Here is a 19,424-nt window from a genome sequence, read left to right as displayed (position 1 = left end):
TACAGGCCGCCGTCATATCATCACAAAGTTAAGTTTATTTTGTCTCTGTCACCATAAGATAGAGAAAATAGGGTGCTCCAATGATAGCAACGATAATACCCGTTGGAATACCTGTACCTACTAGGAAAATACGACCAATAGTATCTGCAATGAGTAAAAGAATCATACCAATAAGCATGGAGGCAGGGAGACTGATCTGATGTTGATTGCCTAACCAACGCTTGGTAATGTGACCAGCGACGAGACCAACAAAGGTGATATTTCCAACTAGAACAACGCTGAGTGAAGCAAGAGCTGTTGCTAACACCAAGACAAACAGACGTTCCCGCTGCAGGCGAAGTCCCAAAGCAAGGGCTGTCTGCTCATTAAGATTCATGATATTGAGAGATTTACTGCGGCTAAATGTTACTAGCCAGATAAGAAAGAGAACAGGAGCGAAGGATACTAGAGTTGTCCAGTCATTACCTGTAATTTTCCCGCTCAGCCAGGAAATAATATACTCCATCTTATTATCATCGCTTTGGCTAACAATTGCAATCATGATGCCTGAAAGCATGCTAGAAACCCCAACGCCTGTAATAATGAGACGGGTAGGACTGATATCATGATTCTTTTGCCAAGACATCAGGTAAACGAGGAGTATAGCTCCAGCTCCACCAAACATAGATAGAATAGGAAGTAAGCTAGTAGTTTCAATACTGCTAGCATTGAGAACACTGATTGCAATCGCCATAAGGAGCCCTGCTCCAGCATTAATTCCTAGGATTCCCGAATCGGCCAAGGAATTTTTAGTCAAGGTCTGTAAGAGGGTTCCTGCCAAAGCGAGAGATGCTCCACCTAGCATGCAAGCTAAGATACGCGGCAGCCGAATTCTGGTGATGATGAAACTAGTTGTCGGTTCACTTTGGCCGATAAGCAGGTCAAAGATATCCTTCAGTGAGGATTGAGCATAGCCGATAGACAGCGATAAAATAATAACTAATAAGAGCAGACTGATAAGTAAAGTAAAATGTTTAGCCGGAAAGAGTGGTTCCTTCATAAGTGTCCTCCTTTTCTAACCAACCATAGGAAACAAGGAAGACCAACTAGGCAGACAAGGGCGCTGATAGGAACTTCTGTTGGGGGATTGAGTGTTCGGCTGACCACATCGACCCAAATCATAAAGGTAGCCCCTGCAAAAGCTGTCAGTGGAAGCAGATAGCGGTAGTCTCTAACGATGAAAATTCGGATGAAATGTGGGACGATTAGACCGATGAAAGCTATAGAACCAACTAGAGCCACGGCTCCAGCCGATAGGAGTAAGACAATACCTAAAAGTATAAAACTAATAGCAGTTGTACGCTGTCCCAAGGCTTTTGAGACGGTTTCGTCAAGACTTAAAATTGTCAGCTGATGTGATAGCAATTGAGCAAGGAATAAGCCTGCTACAATAAAGGGGGTAATAATAACCAGCATTTTCCAATTAATCTGAGAAAAGCCTCCAGCCTGCCAGCCGATAATACTCGTTTCTAAGTGAAAATAGAGAGTTATGGCTTGACCTATAGATGCACAAAGGGTAGAGGTCATAGCTCCAGCTAAAATAAGCCTAATAGGGTGGTATCCTTTTCGCGGCTGATAAGACAGACCAAAGATCAAACAGGCTGTCACAAAAGATCCCAGTAAACAGACGAAAAGAATAGCTGTATAATGTAAACTGCCCCAAATAGCATATCCAATGATTAAGGCGAGTCCAGCTCCAGCATTGATTCCTAGCAACCCAGGATCGGCAATAGGATTGCGAGTAACGCCTTGCATAATGGCACCAGCTTGGGCCATGGCTGCCCCGACTAGCATAGCCGCTAGTAATCTTGGCAGACGCAAATCAATGATGACATCCTGCAGTGATGAGTCATATAAAGGATGCTTAATGACTTGCCAAAGCTGATGTTGACTGTAGTTAACAGCCCCAAAACGCAAAGCCATGTAGCAGGCGACGATAAAAAATGCTAAGATGATGAAAAAAATAAGCCAAGTCTTGCTTGGCTTATTTTTCTGACCAAGAAGTGTTTCTTCTTTGTTCATTAAATCCCTTTCCCTTATTGTTCAGCCTTCTTAACAGCATCAACGAAGGCAGGTAACTGTTTGTCTAAGGACATTGGATCAGAGAAGTAAAAGAGAGCTTCATCAACTTCTAGAACGTGCTTATTTTGAACAGCAGGGACATTTTGCCAAACATCGCTCTCTTTAAGGGAGGCAGCAGAGTTTTTGGTAGCCTTGCTGACGTTAAGTAACGCATAATCACCGATATAGTCCCCAATGACTTCTTGAGAAACACCAAAGTAACCGGTTTTAAAAACATCGTCTTGAACCTTTTGTGGTGCGGCATAGCCCAAAGCATCATAAATCAGTTCACCACCGCGTCCCCAATTCTTGCCATACAGATAGATGTCTTTATCATAGAAATCCATGACAGTAAAGGTGGTGTTTTTAGGAAGGATACTGCTAAGCTCCTTTTTGGCCTTGCCTGTTTTTGTTTTCCAATTTTTGAGCCAAGCCTGGGCTTTATCCTCCTTATCGAAGACCTTTCCTAAATCAGTTAGCATCTGTAAGTAGTCTCGCTTACCGTACTCAATCACTAAAACAGGTGCGATTTCTTTGAGCTGTTTGATATTTTTATCGGTTGAAAAAGCGATGATAAGATCAGGTTTTTCAGCAGCAATAGCTTCGGTATCCTCAGATGTGAGTTTTTTGGCACCTTTAAGCTGATCACCGAAAGCAGGGCTATCCTTTTCATTATCTAAAGAATAGCTGGAAACATCAACACCTAGTTCTAGGAGGTAGCCCGTATAAGAGTAGGCAAAATTAACAACTTTTTTAGGGTTTTTAGGCACCTTGCCGTAGTAGGTAAAGCCTTCAATTTTAGGTTTGTCGGAAACCTCTTTGTCCTTATTTTTTGCTTGGTTTCCGCAAGCCGCAAGAACAAAGACGGCCAGTACGGCCAAAAAGGCCGTTAAAATTTTCTTCATAAGTTTTCTCCTCTTTATCAAGATACAAAGCCGTTAAGCACTCCAAGGAAAAATAGGGAACCAGCCGAAGAATCAGTAAGATTCTAGGAGGGGGAGCTTTTTCACAGGAGTGTAGGCGTGTTCAATTACTAAGATACAAAGCCGTTAAGCACTCCAAGGAAAAATAGGGAACCAGCTGAAGAATCAGTAAGATTCTGAGCAGGTGAGTCTTTTTTCACAGGAGTGTAGGCGTGTTCAATTATCAAGATACATAGAAGCAATTCGCTTGGTAATAGCGAAAATCTCTGACGGAAAAAAACTCATAAGGTCTGGGGACCTTTTAAGGTTGTACTTAGGATGATGAACGACAGCGCATCACAAATATAGGAGCCGTGTCCTTGTACACAAGGGAGTCGTTTTTTCCGAAACGATTAGCTTCATGCTCAATTGAAATCAATCTATTTTATCAGCTGGTAAGTCAGCAGAATAGGGCAGTGATGGATAGGATCTTCAGCTAGCAATGCTTCAATTCTGAAGATCTCTTTTAAAATATCAGGGGTCATAATCTGATCGACAGGGCCTTCGTAGCGAATTTCCCCATCCTTTAAAGCAACAAGGTGATCAGAAAAACGGGCTGATAAATTGAGATCGTGCAGTACCATGATAATCGTCTTGCCAGCCTTTTGATTAAGATCTCGAAGCAATTCCAAAATTTCTAGCTGATGATTCATATCTAAATAGGTAGTCGGCTCATCCAAAAAGATAGTATCAGTATCTTGAGCGAGAGCCATAGCAATCCAGACGCGCTGGCGCTGACCGCCGGATAGACTGTCAACATCAACCTTGGCAAATTCGGTCACCCCAGTAACTTCCATAGCCCAGTGAATCTTGTTACGATCTTCCTGAGTCAAACTACCCAAATATTTTTGATGAGGAAAGCGACCATAGGAAATCAAATCGTAAACAGAGATACCCTGAGTAGCCTCTAAAACCTGCGGGAGAAGTGCTAACTTTTTGGCAACTTCCTTAGTTGATAGATTAGCAATGGCTTGTCCATTTAGATAAATCTGCCCTTGTTTAATAGCTTGAATTCGAGTCAGGGCTTTGAGTAAAGTAGACTTACCGCAGCCATTAGCCCCAATAATGGTGGTAATTTCACCTTCAGGAAGACTTAGAGATAGGTCATCAATAATAACTTGGTGATCGTAGGCAACCTGAATCTGGTTTGCACAAATCTTTGACATAGAACCTCCTTTCAAAAGATATAAAAAGTACTTCAAAGGTCCTAGCCCTTTGAAAGGGAAAAATGAAGCTAACAAAGCTAACCACATTAATTCACGAAACTAGAAAATTGGCAAACAAATCCAACAAGTATCAATGAAAAATCGCAATAAAAATTGATCTATCAGGTTAAACATTATGAGAATTTGAGGCCAAACAGAGCTGTCTCTAGTTCGTATTCCACTAAGTAAGATACCAAGGACAAAATACATTTGGCCTAGCGAGAAACCTAAAGTAAACGTGCTCAGCCAAGGGAGTAGGATAAGAATCCGTGGATGGAGACTTGATTTTCTTCACTTTTCTATCTCTTAGCTTGGTCAAAACATGCATTTTCGCCTTTAGTGATACAGCCTATTGAAGCAAGTATCGGAAGTTTGACAGCCACACTTGGCGAGCTGTCTATGTCGGGTAATAAAACGGCATCTTTAGATTCCAAAGCCGCCAGATTGACTAGCTCAGGCCTCGGAATCTTTTCACATTATAACACAGGAATTTTTAATTTGGAACAGATTATTGAATATTTTTAAACAAGGCAAAAGCCAAGTCCCCCAAGGGATTTGGCTCCTTGTAATGATTCTAAATAAGAGGTTTTACTAATAATTATTAGCAGTTCCTAGAGATACTTCTTGGCAACACTCAGATCGCCATCATAAGCCGCTCGTTGGCCATTAACAATCTGAAAAGCGTCCGCTCCTTTTCCTGCGATGATAACAGCATCTTTTTCTCCTTGCGTCAATTGAAGAGCAGTTTCAATTGCCTCTTCTCTGTCGACAATAATATCAACAGGGCGATTAATATAACTGGCAATTTCCTGCGAGATAGTTAAGGGATCTTCCTTATTGGGATCATCAGCCGTTAAGATCACCCTTAATTGGGGGTATTGATTGATAACCTCCCCAAAATCAGCACGGCGGCTCTCACCTTTATTACCTGGAGCACCAAGAATCAAAACAGCTACCCCAGTCTGGTGTTGGGTTACAACACTGAGCAATTTGTGCAGACTATCGCCATTGTGGGCGTAATCGACAAAAACCTTAGCTCCATTATTTTGGGTTAAGACCTCCATGCGTCCTGGAACGGACGTTTGTGCAATACCAGTCTGTATGTCCAGTTGGCTAGCCCCCAAACGCAAGCAGGCAAGTCCAGCAGCGAGAGCATTTTCCTGATTGAAATCACCGATCAGCTGAATATCGTAATGACCTGCCAATTTTCCAGTTGCTGCAAAACTAAAGGCCTGTCCCTCTTCAATCTGATTGTCTGATACCTGACCGTAGAAATCGTGAGGAAGGTCTGCTACTTGGTCACGGACAATTTCAAAATGCTCCATACCACTATTAACGATGGCAGCACGGCTGTTATCCATAAGCAGACGCTTGTGATAGAAATAATCTTCAAAACTAGGATGTTCAATGGGACCGATGTGATCAGGACTGATATTGAGAAAAACACCAACGTCAAAGGTTAAACCATAAACACGCTTAACTAAAAAGGCCTGACTGGAAACCTCCATAATCAGATGAGAACGCCCATTATCCACAGCTTTAGCCATCATTCTAAAGAGATCGAGGCTTTCAGGAGTTGTTAGGATTGACTTAAAAAAGGTTTCGCCATCTAAAGTCGTATTCATGGTGGATAACATAGCTGGCTTTTGGCTTTGTTTTAAAATGTTATAGGCAAAATAAGCTGCTGTCGTTTTCCCTTTAGTACCTGTAAAGGCAAGCAATTGCAGCTTATTCTGGGGATTATCGTAAAACGTCATAGCAATCAAACTCATAGCTTGTTTGATATCGTTAACTAGGATAGCAGGGATGCCCATCTCGTAATCTTGCTCAGAAACGTAAAATTTCAGCCCAGCAGCAACAGCACTTTCCAGAAATTCTCTGCGAAAGGCTGCTCCCTTAACAAAAAAGAGAGTTGAGTCATCAACGTCACGGCTGTCATAACTCAATTTACTGAAAGATACCTCTTTCCAGCTATAATAAAAATGGCCATCCAGACTAATATCTCTAAAATTTTTATCTTGCTTAAGTATCTCAAGCACACGTGTCATTGTAATCATGGTTACTATTTTAGACTTAAAGTTACTGTTTTACAAGTCACAGGCAAAAGTTTATAATAAAATCTAGTGAATTTTTGGAAAGAGGCAGTATGTCAGAAGAAAAAAAAATAACACAAAATGAGAAGATGGTCAGAGGAACCTTCTGGTCAACAACAGGCAATACTCTTAGCCGTCTCCTCGGAGCTCTCTACATTATTCCTTGGTATGCTTGGATGGGACAATCCGCCAGTCAGGCCAACGCCCTCTATGGTATGGGCTACAATATTTATGCCTACTTTCTCCTGCTGTCTACGACGGGGATAAATGTAGCTGTGGCTAAGCAAATTGCCAAATATAATGCCATGGATAAGGAAGACCACTCTATCCATCTCATTCGGAGCTTCCTAAAGGTCATGCTCATTGTTGGCCTCGTTTTTGCTGCGATTATGTACTTTGGTTCGCCGCTTTTTGCGATTTTTTCTGGCTCAGGAAAAGAGCTGATACCAGTTATCCACAGTCTCTCGTTTGCAGTTCTAGTGTTTCCTGCAATGAGTGTTATCAGAGGAGTTTTCCAAGGCTACAGTGACTTTAAGCCTTATGCCATGAGTCAGATGTTTGAGCAGCTGGTGCGTGTCATTTGGATGTTGCTGACTGCCTATATGATCATGCAGGTGGGTTCAGGAGATTATGTAGCTGCTGTCAGTCAATCAACCTTTGCTGCCTTTATTGGTATGATTGCCAGTATGGCCGTTCTCCTATATTATTTGCAAAAGGCTGGTCTGCTCAAAAAAATATTTGCCAAACAGACACAAAAAATTACGATTGATACCCTAGCCCTGCTGAAGGAAACTTTCAAGGAAGCTATTCCTTTTATTATCACCGGGTCAGCTATTCAAACCTTGCAGTTGATCGATCAAGGAACCTTTAATAATACCTTATCCGTTATAACAGATCTGAGCCGCAAGGAACTCAATGAGCTTTTTGCCTATCTATCTTCCAATCCTAGTAAAATCAACATGATTTTAATTTCAGTAGCGACCTCCATCGGTGGTGTAGGGATCCCTGTTCTAACAGAATCTTATGTGCAAAAGGACAAGGAAAGCCTGCGAAAGGTCGTCGTTAATAATTTGCAGATGCTGTGGATTTTCACCTTTCCAGCTGTTGTCGGCTCCTTAATTTTAGCCAAGCCTATCTATACCGTTTTCTATGGCTTACCCGAAAAAGATGCTCTCTATCTTTTTATTGGAGTAATGGCAGAGACCTTACTCTTAGCGCTTTATTCTCTGATGGCTCCTATGCTGCAAGCTCTCTTTGAGAACCGCAAGGCTATTGAATATTTTCTCTGGGGAATGGCGATTAAGCTGGTCTTTCAAATTCCCATGCTCTTTGTTTTTGGTGCTTATGGCCCTCTGGTATCTACAGCACTTGCTCTCTGGATTCCCATTGTCTTTATGTATTTCAAAATTCAGGAAGTCACAGATTTTGATCACGCCGATATTAGACGAGCCTTCATTAATATTTTTTGGATGACAGCCTTGATGGGGATAGTGGTGAGCTTAGGCTATTTGGGTCTACATTATTTCTATCCGGTGGCTGGACGAACCTCCAGCTTGGTTTATCTAGTGCTGCTCGGTGGTCTCGGGGTGGCTGTATACGCCTATCTCTCCTTACGGACACGCCAGATTGACAGTATTATTGGCAGTCGTGCTGATAGTTTACGGCGCAAGCTTAGAATATCCTAATCCTAGGTTAGGATAAATTTTATCAAACTCTTAAGCCCCTTTTTAAGTCCTGACCGACATCTTTGCCTACCAAGTGAAGCAATAGTCTGATTATGTAGGCTTTGTTTACAGCCAGCCTTAACATTAACAGTACAATCAAGAATAAATACAAATAAGGAAGTGAAGGGAGTGACTTTCTGCGAAAGCCCATGACCTACCATTTCCTTTTTGTTATAGCATTTTTTTATAACAGCCTATCGATAATAAATATTGGCATGTTCCAGATTTTGAGAAAAATTCGTGCTAAAATAAAGAACAAAAAGGAGGCCTATTGATGACAGAACAATATAAATTAGCGACCTTGCTGGCACATGCAGGAATTAATTCTGATAAGGAGACAGGAGCGCTTGCTTCTCCAATCCATTTTTCAACAACGTATCAGCATCCCGAATTTGGCCAATCGACTGGTTTTGATTATACTCGCACTAAAAATCCGACCCGAGCAACGCTGGAACAAACTTTAGCGGCTATTGAACAGGCGGATTATGCGATTGCAACAAGTTCAGGAATGAGTGCTATTGTCTTGGCTTTTGAGATTTTTCCAGTCGGCAGTCATGTGGTGGCCGCACGCGATTTATATGGTGGTTCCTTTCGCTGGTTTAATGATAAGGAGAAGGAAGGCCGTTTCTTTTTTGATTATGCCAATACTGGGGCTGAAATGCTGGCAGCTATTACAGATACTACCGATATTGTCTATATTGAAACCCCAACCAATCCGCTGATGGTTGAATTTAATATTGAGAAAATTGCTAACCTAGCCCATGAGAAGGGGGCTGCTGTTATCGTGGATAATACCTTCTACAGTCCAATTTATCAAACTCCTATCACTCTGGGAGCTGATATTGTTGTCCATTCGGCGACCAAGTATTTAGCTGGACACAATGACGTTTTAGCTGGGGTAGTTATTACGAGTAATCAAGATTATTACGACAAACTTTTTTATAATCTCAATACAACCGGTCCCAACCTATCGCCTTTTGACAGTTATATGCTGATGCGTGGTTTAAAAACACTGAAGCTTCGTATGGAAGCTTCCACAGCTAATGCGAAACAAGTAGTGGCCTTTTTAGAACAATCTCCAGCAGTTAAAGAAGTTCTCTTTACAGGTAAGGGAGGGATGATTTCTTTTAAGGTTGTGAATAAAGATACTATCCCATCCCTTATCAATCAATTGCAGGTTTTTACCTTTGCTGAAAGCTTGGGTGGAGTAGAAAGTCTGATTACCTATCCGGCGACTCAGACTCACGCTGATATCCCAGCAGATGTCCGGGCTTCTTACGGCCTGACTGACGATTTGCTGCGCCTCTCGATAGGTATTGAAGATGCAGATGACCTAGTAGCTGATTTAAAACAAGCCTTAGAAGGCTAAGTATGAAAGAAGGATTGCATGACACATTACGATTTTACAACCCTACCCAACCGACTTGGTAACCACTCTGTCAAATGGAAGGAAGTGGAGGAAGATAAAGATTTGCTTCCTCTTTGGGTGGCAGATATGGATTTCTTAGCCTTTCCAGAAATGCAAACTGCTATTCAGCGCTATACTGATTTTGGAGTTTACGGCTATCCCTATATTTGGGATGGTGTAGTTGAGGCCATTCAAAATTGGGAAAAAGCAGAGCATGGCTATCAGGTGGATAAGGAAGCCATTGTTCTTATTGAGGGAGTCGTCCCTGCTATATCAGTAGCCATTCAGGCTTTTACTCGAGAACAAGATGCAGTTCTTATCAATACACCGGTTTATCCTCCCTTTGCTCGCTCTGTCAAACTTAACGACCGCCGATTGATTGAAAATTCTTTGGTGGAAAGAAATGGTCATTTTGAACTTGATTTTAGTCAGTTAGAAAAAGATATCGTAGAAAATCAAGTCAAACTTTATGTTTTTTGCAGTCCTCATAATCCTGGAGGACGGGTCTGGACAGCTAAGGAATTACAAAAAGTAGCAGAGCTCTGCCAGAAACATGGAGTTATTCTGATTTCAGATGAGATTCATCAGGATTTAGCCCTGTTTAATCATAAACATCACAGTATCAATACTGTCGGTGACTTTGGTCAATTCAGTCTGGTTCTCTCCAGTGCCACAAAAACCTTCAATGTTGCCGGAACTAAAAATAGCTTTGCGATCATTGAAAATCCGGAATTACGAGTTCAATTTAAGAAGCGTCAACTAGCTAATAATCAGCATGAAGTCCCGACTATCGGCTTGATAACAACAGAGGCTGCCTTTCGTTACGGCAAACCTTGGCTGACCGAATTAAAAGCGCTTCTGGAAAAGCACAGCGATTTTCTAGCAAACTATCTAGAGCAGCATACTAAGATTAAGGTCATGAAACCAGAAGGCACCTACCTTGTATGGCTGGATTTCTCAGCCTATAATCTATCAGACGAGGAGCTTCACAAAAAAATCAAAGAAGAAGCCAAGCTCATCCTCAATGTCGGATCGACCTTTGGTAAGGAAGGTGTAGGTCATGCCCGCCTCAACCTTGCTACTCCTACATCAGTCCTGCAGGAAGCCTGTGAACGATTAGCTAAAGCTTTTGCAAATAAACAGCGACTTAGCTGATAAAAAGGACTAGCACTCCCTTTCGATTGTATGAAAGGAAGTGCTTTTATTAGTGACTTTTAGTCGGTCTCGCGTCCTTTGGTGCGAGGCAAATAAACCACCCGCTAATTTTTAAGAAAGAGAATATTTATGAATACATTAAGTTTGAATTCAATAGCGTTTAACGATTGTGAAGTGGTAGATACTGACTATCTTGCAGACGTTGTTGGGGCGCAATTGCTGGTGGATTTTTAGGAGCTGGTACAGGATTTACAGCTGGTTTCAGACCAGCACAATTTTTGTGGAAAGTTCCAGTTGCAGGATCTTACTTGGCTCTTAGGACTCTCGCTTTGACGACAGTATCGGGTGCTTATATTGGTGCTAAGGAGGGATGGGGAGATGGAGGTTTCTGGTAATTAATAGATTCTAGCTGTCGATTGAGTTATTTTTATTATATTGGAAACCAGTTATGTCACTTTACTTAGAATGTGAATAGTGGTCTATTCCAAGTATAAAGGTGGGTTGTTCAATTTACTTAAAAATATCAGTACAAATTTAGAAAAGGTGATGTTGGTTTATGCATATAATTCGGTTAATCTTAGTGTTACTTACTCTTTGTGTACTAGCACTTATTTCTTACCGCAGTAAAAACATTATTATTTCATTTATATGTGTAATGATTTTGCTTGCTTTATTTGCTTATTATCTTTTGCCTTAGTAAAAAAAGGTGTTTTTACTAGAGCATTTGTTGGCAGTGTTGTATTTCCCAAATTAGGGTGGCAGGCTTTGTCCTAGTTTCTGTTTTTACTAGATTAGTTTTCCTAGGGAGATAACTTTGGATCGAATAGATATAGATTAAAAGGTGATTAGCCAGCGCTATCTTTTCTAATGAAATAACAGTTATGCCCGTTAAAATCTCGGCCTATTTGGTATAATAAAGAAAATACCCTTAGAAAGAAGGTAAGCTTCTCGTAAGCTAATGTATTATGGGAAAATTTCAAGTTATTTCACACCCACTGATCCAACACAAACTCTCAATTCTGCGTCGTGAAGATACGTCCACGAAAAACTTTCGTGAATTGGTCAATGAAATTGCTATGCTTATGGGATATGAGGTTTCGCGTGACCTTCCGCTAGAAGATGTAGAGATTCAAACACCAATGACCAAGACAGTGCAAAAGCAGTTAGCTGGTAAAAAATTGGCCATTGTTCCTATTCTTCGAGCAGGTATTGGTATGGTTGACGGTCTTGTAAGTCTAGTACCAGCTGCCAAGGTCGGTCATATTGGTATGTATCGCGATGAAGAGACTTTGCAGCCTGTAGAGTATTTGGTCAAACTGCCTGAGGATATTGATCAGCGGCAGATTTTCTTAGTAGATCCTATGCTGGCAACTGGAGGCTCAGCTATTTTGGCTGTGGACTCTCTTAAAAAACGCGGTGCAGCTAATATCAAATTTGTCTGCCTAGTCGCAGCACCGGAAGGAGTCAAAGCACTTCAAGAAGCTCATCCCGACATCGATATTTATACGGCAGCCCTTGATGAAAAGTTAAATGATAACGGCTACATTGTACCTGGGCTTGGTGATGCTGGCGATCGTCTCTTTGGTACCAAATAGGTCCGCAGATTTACTTGGCAATCTTGTCTAACAGTCTGTTTGCTGGACTGTTTTTTTATGAAATTGTGAAAAGTGAGTTTTTTATTTGACCTTTTTTGACCAAATAGATATAATAAGGTCACGTTTTAGTAATGAAACATGGATTCGTCCTCAGAAAAGAGCAGCTAGCTCTAAGATCTCAGGTCTTACAGCCACGGCTCCTCTGGGAGATAACTGATTTAGGAAGTCTGTATTTTGGTTGATTTACGTTTTTTCAGCCAGATATTACTGATATTTGCTAAGCAAGTTTTATCCGTCGAGTCCTTAACATTTTGATCAAAGGAGAATACTATGATTCCAGTAGTTATTGAACAAACTAGTCGTGGAGAGCGTTCCTACGATATTTATTCACGCCTCTTGAAAGACCGCATCGTCATGCTGACAGGTCCGGTTGAAGATAATATGGCGAATTCAGTTATTGCCCAATTGCTGTTCTTGGACGCTCAAGATAGTACCAAAGATATTTACCTCTATGTGAATTCACCTGGTGGCTCTGTATCAGCTGGCTTGGCTATTGTAGACACTATGAATTTTATCAAATCAGATGTCCAAACAATCGTTATGGGAATGGCTGCATCGATGGGAACCATTATTGCTTCCAGCGGGGCCAAAGGCAAGCGCTTTATGTTGCCGCATGCAGAATACATGATTCACCAGCCGATGGGCGGCACTGGCGGTGGAACGCAACAGTCCGATATGGCTATTGCAGCTGAGCACCTCTTGCAAACGCGCCAAACTCTGGAACAAATTCTGGCAGATAATTCAGGTCAATCGCTTGAGAAGGTCCACGTGGATGCTGAGCGTGATAACTGGATGACAGCTCAGGAGACACTCGAATATGGCTTTATCGATGAAATTATGGAAAACAATGCCTTGAAATAAGATTTAGCGAATAATAGTTGAAAGAGGCTGAGGCAAAAAGTCCCGCCTCTTTTGAATTGCCCTAGATTTATCAAATAGCGCAGAGGTGGGATTGAAATGCTCCAGTGGAGTTTGGCAGTCTGGGGATAGACTGCCAAAGCCTGCCACCTAAAAACAGGAAAGTGGCAGAGGCCTGAGCCTTAAAATAAGAGAGCGAGGAAAATCAAAATCGTGATTTTACCACGATTTACTGATTTTTGTCCTACTTTCATACTTTTTCATAAACCTTTAGCGCAGCTGACTTTCCTTTTGCTAAAAGATATAAGGGACTGTTAAAGGTGGAAGTTTTAAAAACACGAGAGTGAGCAGACCGTTTAAGGAGAGATTGATTTAAGTCATTAATCAGGAATCAGGGAGCGGTGAGAACCCAATTAAAAATTTTTGAGCTCTTTCCATTCTCCTTTTTGTTATAATAGGGATATGTTAAAAATCAATCAGGATTTGTTAGCCATTGATCACCAAATTGACATGCTGGTTAAAGCGATTTTAGAGACCCCCCAAGTGCAGACCTATCGTACGGCCAAAGCAGTTTTGGCTGCTGACAGCGATTTGCAAGAAAAAATTCTCCAATTCCAAAACTTGCAAGAGAGCTATGAGGAGCAGAAAAATTATGTTAATTTTAGACCGGAAGTAGCCCAGTTAAGGCGTCAGGTTTTGGCCCAGAAGCGTCAGATAGATATGACGCCTTGCGTCCAAGATTTGAGACTGGCTGAAGTGGCCTTGCAAAAACTTCTGGCCGATTTAACGACTCAAATTTCTCAAGCTGTCTCGCCAGATATATTTGTGGATACAGGTTTGCCCTTTGCACCGCATAAGCGCCAGCATGGACACGGTAGAGGAGAAAATATTCGAGAGAAGGGATAGGAAAATGTTTAATAAGCAAGAACGTAAGGGGATTATCGTCTATCTCTATTACAATCGCGATGCCAGAAAGCTAAATCGTTATGGTGATATGCTTTACCACTCTAGGCGTTTTCGCTATGTGCATCTCTACAGTGATGCGCAAAAGCTTGAGGGGACAATAGCGGCCTTAGAAAAGTTAAGATTTGTTAAGGAGGTACGCCTGTCATCTTTAGATAATATTGATCGCGATTTTGTCGGAAGTTTGTATCGCAATCAGGAAGAAGTGGGTGATGAAACTGATGATCTGGATATTGGTTCGCTTCCTACACTCTAGTTTCACTCTGTCAGTCTGTTAAAAATTGCTGGAAGTAGTTTTTGTGCTAATCTCTAGTGTTGGATCAAAGATCTAGCGCTTGAGGCTAGTACAATTTTACCCAGCTTTTTCTTTTTACCAATTATAGGTATATTTGTGCCTTTATCTCAGTCTCAGAAAAGTCTTATGTTATTACGAATTAGTGATAATGCTGAAACCCCTTTCTTGACGCTTTTTATCCTGATTAACGAGCGAATTTCCTTGACAATTATCAGATAATTCTGTATTCTATACAGTAGGCTTTTAAAGCTAGGAGGGGATCAAATATTATGACCGTCCTTTATGCTTTTCAATCTAAATCCACCTGAATACAACCGTAAGAAAAGTTAGCTACCTTAGTCATTATACAACGGTGTGCTGCATTGGGTCTATTTGGGTGGGTCAAGTATCTTTATTAAGGAGAAATAATCTGATGTATAAAAAGATTATCGCAACTGGTATGCTTCTGCTGGCTGCTGTAACATTAGTAGCCTGCGGTAAGTCTCCTGATGTTACCAGCAATGCCGCTGGGACAAAAATTGGCGACACCATTAAAATCGGTGTAGATATGGAGCTGACAGGTCCTGTATCTGCTTACGGATCGGCCGAAAATCAAGGTATCAAGCTGGCTGTTAAAGAAATTAACAAAGCCGGTGGTGTAGATGGCAAAAAGCTAGAATTAGTGACCAAGGACAATAAGTCTGACAATGCTGAAGCTTCTACATCGGCAACGAACCTAGCTGTTCAAAGTCAAGTTAATGCCATTATTGGCCCTGCCACATCTGGAGCGGTTTCGGCAGCTTCGCTGAATGCTCAAAAAACAGGAGTTCCCCTTCTCTCCCCAAGTGGGACACAGGATGATTTAACCATTGATAATCTCAATGGAAAAACAGAAACAAAGCAGTTTGTTTTCCGTACCACTTTTAGGGATAGTTTCCAAGGGCAAGTACTAGCTCAGTATGCATCGGAAAACCTGCAGGCGAAAAAGGTTGTGCTTTTTTATGATAATTCCAGCGACTATGCCAAAGGGATAGCAGATGAGTTCAAAGAAACTTACAAGGGTGATATTGTTGCCACTAAGACTTTTGCGGCGAAAGATACGGACTTCCAGTCAGCCCTGACAAGTATCAGAGATCTGGACTATGATGCTATCGTTATGCCTGGCTACTACACTGAAACAGGCTTGATTACAAAACAGGCGCGTGATATGGGCATCAGTGCACCTATTCTTGGTCCTGATGGTTTCAGTGATAAGACCTTTGTGAGCTTGGCAGGTAAGAAGAATACGACGAATGTCTACTACGTATCAGGTTACTCTACCAAGATTGCCTTGTCCGGAAAAGCTAATGATTTTATTAGCAACTTTAAAGAAACCTACGGTTCAGAACCCAATATGTTTTCGGCCCTTGCCTATGATTCTGTCTATATGATTGCAGCGGCAGCAAAGGGGGCAGATGACTCTATCGAATTGGCTTCTAATCTGGCAGCCTTGAAAAATTTTGAAGGAGTCACCGGTAAGATGACAATTGATAAGTACCACAACCCAATTAAGTCAGCCGTTATGGTGAAATTGGATAATGGTACAGAAAGCTCCGCTGAAGCTGTAACGGTTAAAAAATAACGGAGCCACTACAACGTTTGTATTAGATGGATAAAACTAGAAAGTTTGGTATTTTATGTTACTTGAACAACTCCCACAACAACTAGTTAATGGTATTATTCTGGGAAGTATCTATGCCTTACTGGCCCTGGGTTATACCATGGTTTATGGGATTATTAAATTGATTAACTTTGCTCATGGAGATATCTTCATGATGGGGGCTTTTATCGGCTACTATGCTATCAATGGTCTTCACATGAACTTCTGGCTGGCCTTGGTTTTTACCATGGTAATAACGGCTCTGTTAGGAATGTTGATTGAATTCTTAGCCTACCGTCCTCTGCGTAATTCCACGCGAATTTCAGCCTTGATTACAGCTATAGGGGTGTCCTTTCTCTTAGAGTACACCATGGTTTACTTTGTTGGCTCCAATCCGCGTTCGTTCCCAGAAGCTATTCAAAAACATAACTATGATTTAGGACCAGTGACAGTCACCAATATCCAGCTCTTAATCTTGGTTGTGGCTATTGCCTTGATGGTGGCTCTCCAAATAATTGTTAAGAAAACCAAAATGGGGAAAGCTATGAGAGCTGTATCGGTAGACAGTGATGCTGCCCAGCTGATGGGAATCAATGTTAATTCAACCATCAGTTTTACCTTTGCGCTTGGTTCAGCTTGGGCTGGTGCAGCAGGTGTTCTGATTGGTCTCTACTACAATTCCATTGATCCTCTGATGGGGATGATCCCCGGAATTAAAGCTTTTGTCGCCGCTGTATTGGGTGGTATTGGGATTATTCCGGGTGCTGCCTTGGGTGGTTTTGTTATCGGGATTTTGGAAACCTTGGCCAATGCAGTCAACCTGTCGACTTACCGCGATGCCATCGTCTATATTGTACTGATTATCATCCTTCTGGTTCGCCCAGCTGGTATCCTTGGTAAAAATGTGAAAGAGAAGGTGTAAGACATGAAACAGAATTTAAAATTAAATCTTACCTGGCTTGCGCTGATTGCTCTTGTCTACGCTATTCTGCAAATTTTAGCCAGCAGCGGTATTTTGAATCTCTATTACATTCAAATCTTAATGGGAATTGGCATCAGTATCTTGATGGGACTAGGAACTAATCTAGTCTTAGGATTTTCAGGCCAATTAACTTTAGGACAAGCTGGTTTCATGGCTATCGGTGCTTACTCCTCAGCAATTATTACGACCTACTATCCTACTTATGCGGCCTTTTATTGGTCTATCCTAGTAGGCGCTGTTATTGCAGCTGTAGTCGCTATTGTTTTTGGTTTGCCTACCCTACGCTTAAAAGGGGACTATCTGGCCATTGCGACCTTAGGTATGGCGGAAATTATCCGTATTTTAATCATCAACGGCGGAACTTTGACAAACGGTGCTGCCGGTCTGACAGGTATTTTGCCTTATACGACTTGGCAAGTCATCTTTCTCTTTGTAGCTGTCATTACCATTCTTGTCTTAAACCTTCTGCGCTCATCAATGGGACGTCAGATTATCACCCTGCGCGAGGATGAAATCGCAGCAGAGGCTATGGGTGTTAATGTTACTAATAGAAAAGTGCTAATCTTTGCAATCGGTGCGGTCATCTCAGCTATTGCTGGATCCCTCTATGTCAGCTATATCGGTACCATCGTCCCCAAAGATTTCCAATTGATGAAATCAATCGATTACCTCATTGTTGCCGTTCTGGGTGGTTTGGGTTCTATCACAGGAACAATCATCGCAGGAGTTGTTTTAGGTATCCTGAATATGTTCCTACAAAATGTATCAGAGCTGCGGATGATCATCTACTCTATTGCTCTTATTTTGGTAATGATTTTCCGTCCGAGCGGTCTCTTAGGAACTAAGGAATTAACGCTGTCACGTTTCTTTAAAAAGGATAAGGAGGGCAACAACTGATGGCACTTCTTGATGTAAAAAATTTAACAAAAAATTTCGGCGGCCTGACTGCGGTTGGTGATGTTTCCCTCGAGCTCAATGAAGGGGAGTTAGTCGGCCTCATTGGTCCTAACGGTGCAGGTAAGACCACTCTCTTTAACCTTTTGACGGGGGTTTATGTTCCCAGCGAAGGTACGGTAACGCTTGATGGCACCCTCATCAATGGTAAGACCCCGCATAAAATTGCTTCGCTGGGTCTGTCACGGACCTTCCAAAATATCCGTCTTTTTAAGGATATGACTGTTTTAGAAAATGTTTTGATCGGCTTTGCTAATCGTCACAGCGCTCATATCTTGGCCTCTGTCTTGCGTCTGCCAAAATACTATCAAAGTGAGAAGGACATTAAGCAGAAAGCGTTAGACCTGCTGGCGATCTTTGATTTGGCTGATAATGCCGATACTTTAGCTAAAAATCTTCCTTATGGACAGCAGCGCCGTTTGGAAATCGTTCGTGCTCTAGCTACAGAACCTAAAATTCTCTTCTTAGACGAGCCTGCTGCCGGCATGAACCCGCAAGAAACAGCGGAATTAACAGCTCTGATTCGTAAAATTAAGGAAGAATTTGGAATCACTATCATCCTCATCGAACATGATATGAATTTAGTGATGGATGTTACTGAACGTATCTATGTATTGGAATACGGCCGTCTCATTGCGCATGGTACACCAGATGAAATCAAGTCTAACAAGCGTGTTATTGAAGCCTATCTTGGAGGTGAAGCCTAGTGTCTATGTTGAAAATTGAAAACCTCTCAGTCAGTTACGGTGCCATTGAAGCAGTAAAGGATGTTAGCTTTGAAGTCAATGAGGGGGAAGTTGTGACCCTTATCGGTGCCAATGGTGCAGGTAAGACATCTATCCTCAGGACAATTTCGGGCCTTGTCCGTCCCAGCCAAGGAACCGTTTCTTATCTGGACAACGAGATCCAAAAAGTAGCTGCGCGTAAGATTGTAGCGGATGGATTGGCTCAGGTTCCCGAAGGCCGTCATGTTTTTCCGGGTCTGACCGTTTTAGAAAACCTAGAAATGGGGGCTTTTCTCAAGAATAACAAGGATGCGAACCAATCCAATCTAAAGAAAATCTTTGATCGGTTTCCGCGTTTAGAAGAGCGAAAAAATCAAGATGCAGCTACCCTCTCAGGTGGTGAACAGCAGATGTTGGCTATGGGACGTGCACTTATGAGTCAGCCCAAACTCTTGTTACTCGATGAGCCGTCGATGGGATTGGCCCCAATCTTCATCCAGGAGATCTTTGATATTATCCAAGATATTCAAAAGCAAGGAACAACGGTTCTATTGATTGAACAGAACGCCAACAAAGCTCTCTCTATTGCTGATCGGGGTTATGTGCTGGAGACAGGTAAGATCGTTCTGTCAGGCACAGGCCAAGAGCTGCTGGCTTCTGATGAAGTGCGCAAGGCCTATCTTGGGGGCTAAGTTGCCGAGAGCTGGTTTCTGCAAAACATAAGATA

At 41.9% G+C, this 19,424-nt stretch carries 17 protein-coding genes; 12 read left to right on the top strand and 5 right to left on the bottom strand.

Going from position 1 to position 19,424, the window contains the following annotated elements; translation table 11 throughout:
* Positions 1-34 precede the first annotated feature (34 nt).
* The 5 genes from AC4HAO_RS08000 to AC4HAO_RS07980 all read right to left on the bottom strand — a co-directional run bounded on the left by AC4HAO_RS08000 (position 35) and on the right by AC4HAO_RS07980 (position 6,324).
* A complete protein-coding gene (locus tag AC4HAO_RS08000; protein ID WP_491135057.1) occupies positions 35-1,039 on the bottom strand; it encodes a FecCD family ABC transporter permease in 1,005 nt (334 codons plus the stop codon).
* A complete protein-coding gene (locus AC4HAO_RS07995; RefSeq protein ID WP_447451684.1) occupies positions 1,036-2,061 on the bottom strand; it encodes a FecCD family ABC transporter permease in 1,026 nt (341 codons plus the stop codon). The genes AC4HAO_RS08000 and AC4HAO_RS07995 overlap by 4 nt, the downstream gene beginning before the upstream one ends.
* 14 nt (positions 2,062-2,075) lie before the next feature.
* On the bottom strand, positions 2,076-3,005 hold the full coding sequence (locus tag AC4HAO_RS07990) for an ABC transporter substrate-binding protein (protein ID WP_491092681.1): 930 nt from the start codon (positions 3,003-3,005) through the stop codon (positions 2,076-2,078).
* Positions 3,006-3,442: 437 nt separating this feature from the next.
* A complete protein-coding gene (locus AC4HAO_RS07985) occupies positions 3,443-4,228 on the bottom strand; it encodes an ABC transporter ATP-binding protein (protein WP_491092680.1) in 786 nt (261 codons plus the stop codon).
* Between the two features lie 650 nt (positions 4,229-4,878).
* Entirely contained in the window at positions 4,879-6,324 is a 1,446-nt protein-coding gene (locus AC4HAO_RS07980; protein ID WP_491135056.1) for a UDP-N-acetylmuramoyl-L-alanyl-D-glutamate--L-lysine ligase, read from the bottom strand.
* An 89-nt stretch (positions 6,325-6,413) separates the two neighbouring features.
* On the opposite strand from AC4HAO_RS07980, the gene AC4HAO_RS07975 reads away from it, so the two are divergent.
* The 12 genes from AC4HAO_RS07975 to AC4HAO_RS07920 all read left to right on the top strand — a co-directional run bounded on the left by AC4HAO_RS07975 (position 6,414) and on the right by AC4HAO_RS07920 (position 19,389).
* Complete coding sequence (locus tag AC4HAO_RS07975; RefSeq protein ID WP_491092678.1) at positions 6,414-8,045, top strand: putative polysaccharide biosynthesis protein; 1,632 nt, start codon at positions 6,414-6,416, stop codon at positions 8,043-8,045.
* A gap of 313 nt (positions 8,046-8,358) precedes the next feature.
* On the top strand, positions 8,359-9,453 hold the full coding sequence (locus AC4HAO_RS07970) for a cystathionine gamma-synthase (RefSeq protein WP_491135055.1): 1,095 nt from the start codon (positions 8,359-8,361) through the stop codon (positions 9,451-9,453).
* Between the two features lie 18 nt (positions 9,454-9,471).
* Positions 9,472-10,647, top strand: coding sequence for a MalY/PatB family protein (locus AC4HAO_RS07965; protein WP_491092677.1), 1,176 nt, complete (start codon positions 9,472-9,474; stop codon positions 10,645-10,647).
* A 965-nt stretch (positions 10,648-11,612) separates the two neighbouring features.
* Complete coding sequence (gene upp / locus AC4HAO_RS07960; RefSeq protein WP_447451677.1) at positions 11,613-12,242, top strand: uracil phosphoribosyltransferase; 630 nt, start codon at positions 11,613-11,615, stop codon at positions 12,240-12,242.
* Between the two features lie 330 nt (positions 12,243-12,572).
* Entirely contained in the window at positions 12,573-13,163 is a 591-nt protein-coding gene (locus AC4HAO_RS07955) for an ATP-dependent Clp protease proteolytic subunit (protein WP_447451676.1), read from the top strand.
* Between the two features lie 459 nt (positions 13,164-13,622).
* Complete coding sequence (locus AC4HAO_RS07950) at positions 13,623-14,066, top strand: YlbF/YmcA family competence regulator (RefSeq protein ID WP_491135054.1); 444 nt, start codon at positions 13,623-13,625, stop codon at positions 14,064-14,066.
* A 4-nt stretch (positions 14,067-14,070) separates the two neighbouring features.
* Positions 14,071-14,379 (top strand): DUF2129 domain-containing protein, encoded by a 309-nt coding sequence (locus tag AC4HAO_RS07945; RefSeq protein WP_447451674.1) that lies wholly within the window; start codon positions 14,071-14,073, stop codon positions 14,377-14,379.
* Positions 14,380-14,830: 451 nt separating this feature from the next.
* The gene (locus tag AC4HAO_RS07940; RefSeq protein ID WP_447451673.1) at positions 14,831-16,018 is read left to right on the top strand and encodes an ABC transporter substrate-binding protein; all 1,188 of its coding nucleotides are present in this window, start codon (positions 14,831-14,833) and stop codon (positions 16,016-16,018) included.
* Positions 16,019-16,073: 55 nt separating this feature from the next.
* The gene (locus AC4HAO_RS07935; RefSeq protein ID WP_447451672.1) at positions 16,074-16,958 is read left to right on the top strand and encodes a branched-chain amino acid ABC transporter permease; all 885 of its coding nucleotides are present in this window, start codon (positions 16,074-16,076) and stop codon (positions 16,956-16,958) included.
* Positions 16,959-16,961: 3 nt separating this feature from the next.
* A complete protein-coding gene (locus tag AC4HAO_RS07930) occupies positions 16,962-17,915 on the top strand; it encodes a branched-chain amino acid ABC transporter permease (RefSeq protein ID WP_491135053.1) in 954 nt (317 codons plus the stop codon).
* Positions 17,915-18,679, top strand: a complete 765-nt coding sequence (locus AC4HAO_RS07925; RefSeq protein ID WP_447451670.1) for an ABC transporter ATP-binding protein — start codon at positions 17,915-17,917, stop codon at positions 18,677-18,679. The genes AC4HAO_RS07930 and AC4HAO_RS07925 overlap by 1 nt, the downstream gene beginning before the upstream one ends.
* Positions 18,679-19,389, top strand: coding sequence for an ABC transporter ATP-binding protein (locus AC4HAO_RS07920; RefSeq protein ID WP_491092672.1), 711 nt, complete (start codon positions 18,679-18,681; stop codon positions 19,387-19,389). The genes AC4HAO_RS07925 and AC4HAO_RS07920 overlap by 1 nt, the downstream gene beginning before the upstream one ends.
* Positions 19,390-19,424 lie beyond the last annotated feature (35 nt).

It is taken from the genome of Streptococcus sp. ELY_137, from assembly GCF_058314515.1.
This window is presented reverse-complemented; position numbering and strand designations above follow the sequence as displayed.

Coding starts and splice junctions, on each gene's coding strand:
- AC4HAO_RS08000 (WP_491135057.1), bottom strand. CDS start 1,039: ATGAAGGAACCACTCTTTCCGGCTAAACATTTTACTTTACTTATCAGT.
- AC4HAO_RS07995 (WP_447451684.1), bottom strand. CDS start 2,061: ATGAACAAAGAAGAAACACTTCTTGGTCAGAAAAATAAGCCAAGCAAG.
- AC4HAO_RS07990 (WP_491092681.1), bottom strand. CDS start 3,005: ATGAAGAAAATTTTAACGGCCTTTTTGGCCGTACTGGCCGTCTTTGTT.
- AC4HAO_RS07985 (WP_491092680.1), bottom strand. CDS start 4,228: ATGTCAAAGATTTGTGCAAACCAGATTCAGGTTGCCTACGATCACCAA.
- AC4HAO_RS07980 (WP_491135056.1), bottom strand. CDS start 6,324: ATGATTACAATGACACGTGTGCTTGAGATACTTAAGCAAGATAAAAAT.
- AC4HAO_RS07975 (WP_491092678.1), top strand. CDS start 6,414: ATGTCAGAAGAAAAAAAAATAACACAAAATGAGAAGATGGTCAGAGGA.
- AC4HAO_RS07970 (WP_491135055.1), top strand. CDS start 8,359: ATGACAGAACAATATAAATTAGCGACCTTGCTGGCACATGCAGGAATT.
- AC4HAO_RS07965 (WP_491092677.1), top strand. CDS start 9,472: ATGACACATTACGATTTTACAACCCTACCCAACCGACTTGGTAACCAC.
- upp (WP_447451677.1), top strand. CDS start 11,613: ATGGGAAAATTTCAAGTTATTTCACACCCACTGATCCAACACAAACTC.
- AC4HAO_RS07955 (WP_447451676.1), top strand. CDS start 12,573: ATGATTCCAGTAGTTATTGAACAAACTAGTCGTGGAGAGCGTTCCTAC.
- AC4HAO_RS07950 (WP_491135054.1), top strand. CDS start 13,623: ATGTTAAAAATCAATCAGGATTTGTTAGCCATTGATCACCAAATTGAC.
- AC4HAO_RS07945 (WP_447451674.1), top strand. CDS start 14,071: ATGTTTAATAAGCAAGAACGTAAGGGGATTATCGTCTATCTCTATTAC.
- AC4HAO_RS07940 (WP_447451673.1), top strand. CDS start 14,831: ATGTATAAAAAGATTATCGCAACTGGTATGCTTCTGCTGGCTGCTGTA.
- AC4HAO_RS07935 (WP_447451672.1), top strand. CDS start 16,074: ATGTTACTTGAACAACTCCCACAACAACTAGTTAATGGTATTATTCTG.
- AC4HAO_RS07930 (WP_491135053.1), top strand. CDS start 16,962: ATGAAACAGAATTTAAAATTAAATCTTACCTGGCTTGCGCTGATTGCT.
- AC4HAO_RS07925 (WP_447451670.1), top strand. CDS start 17,915: ATGGCACTTCTTGATGTAAAAAATTTAACAAAAAATTTCGGCGGCCTG.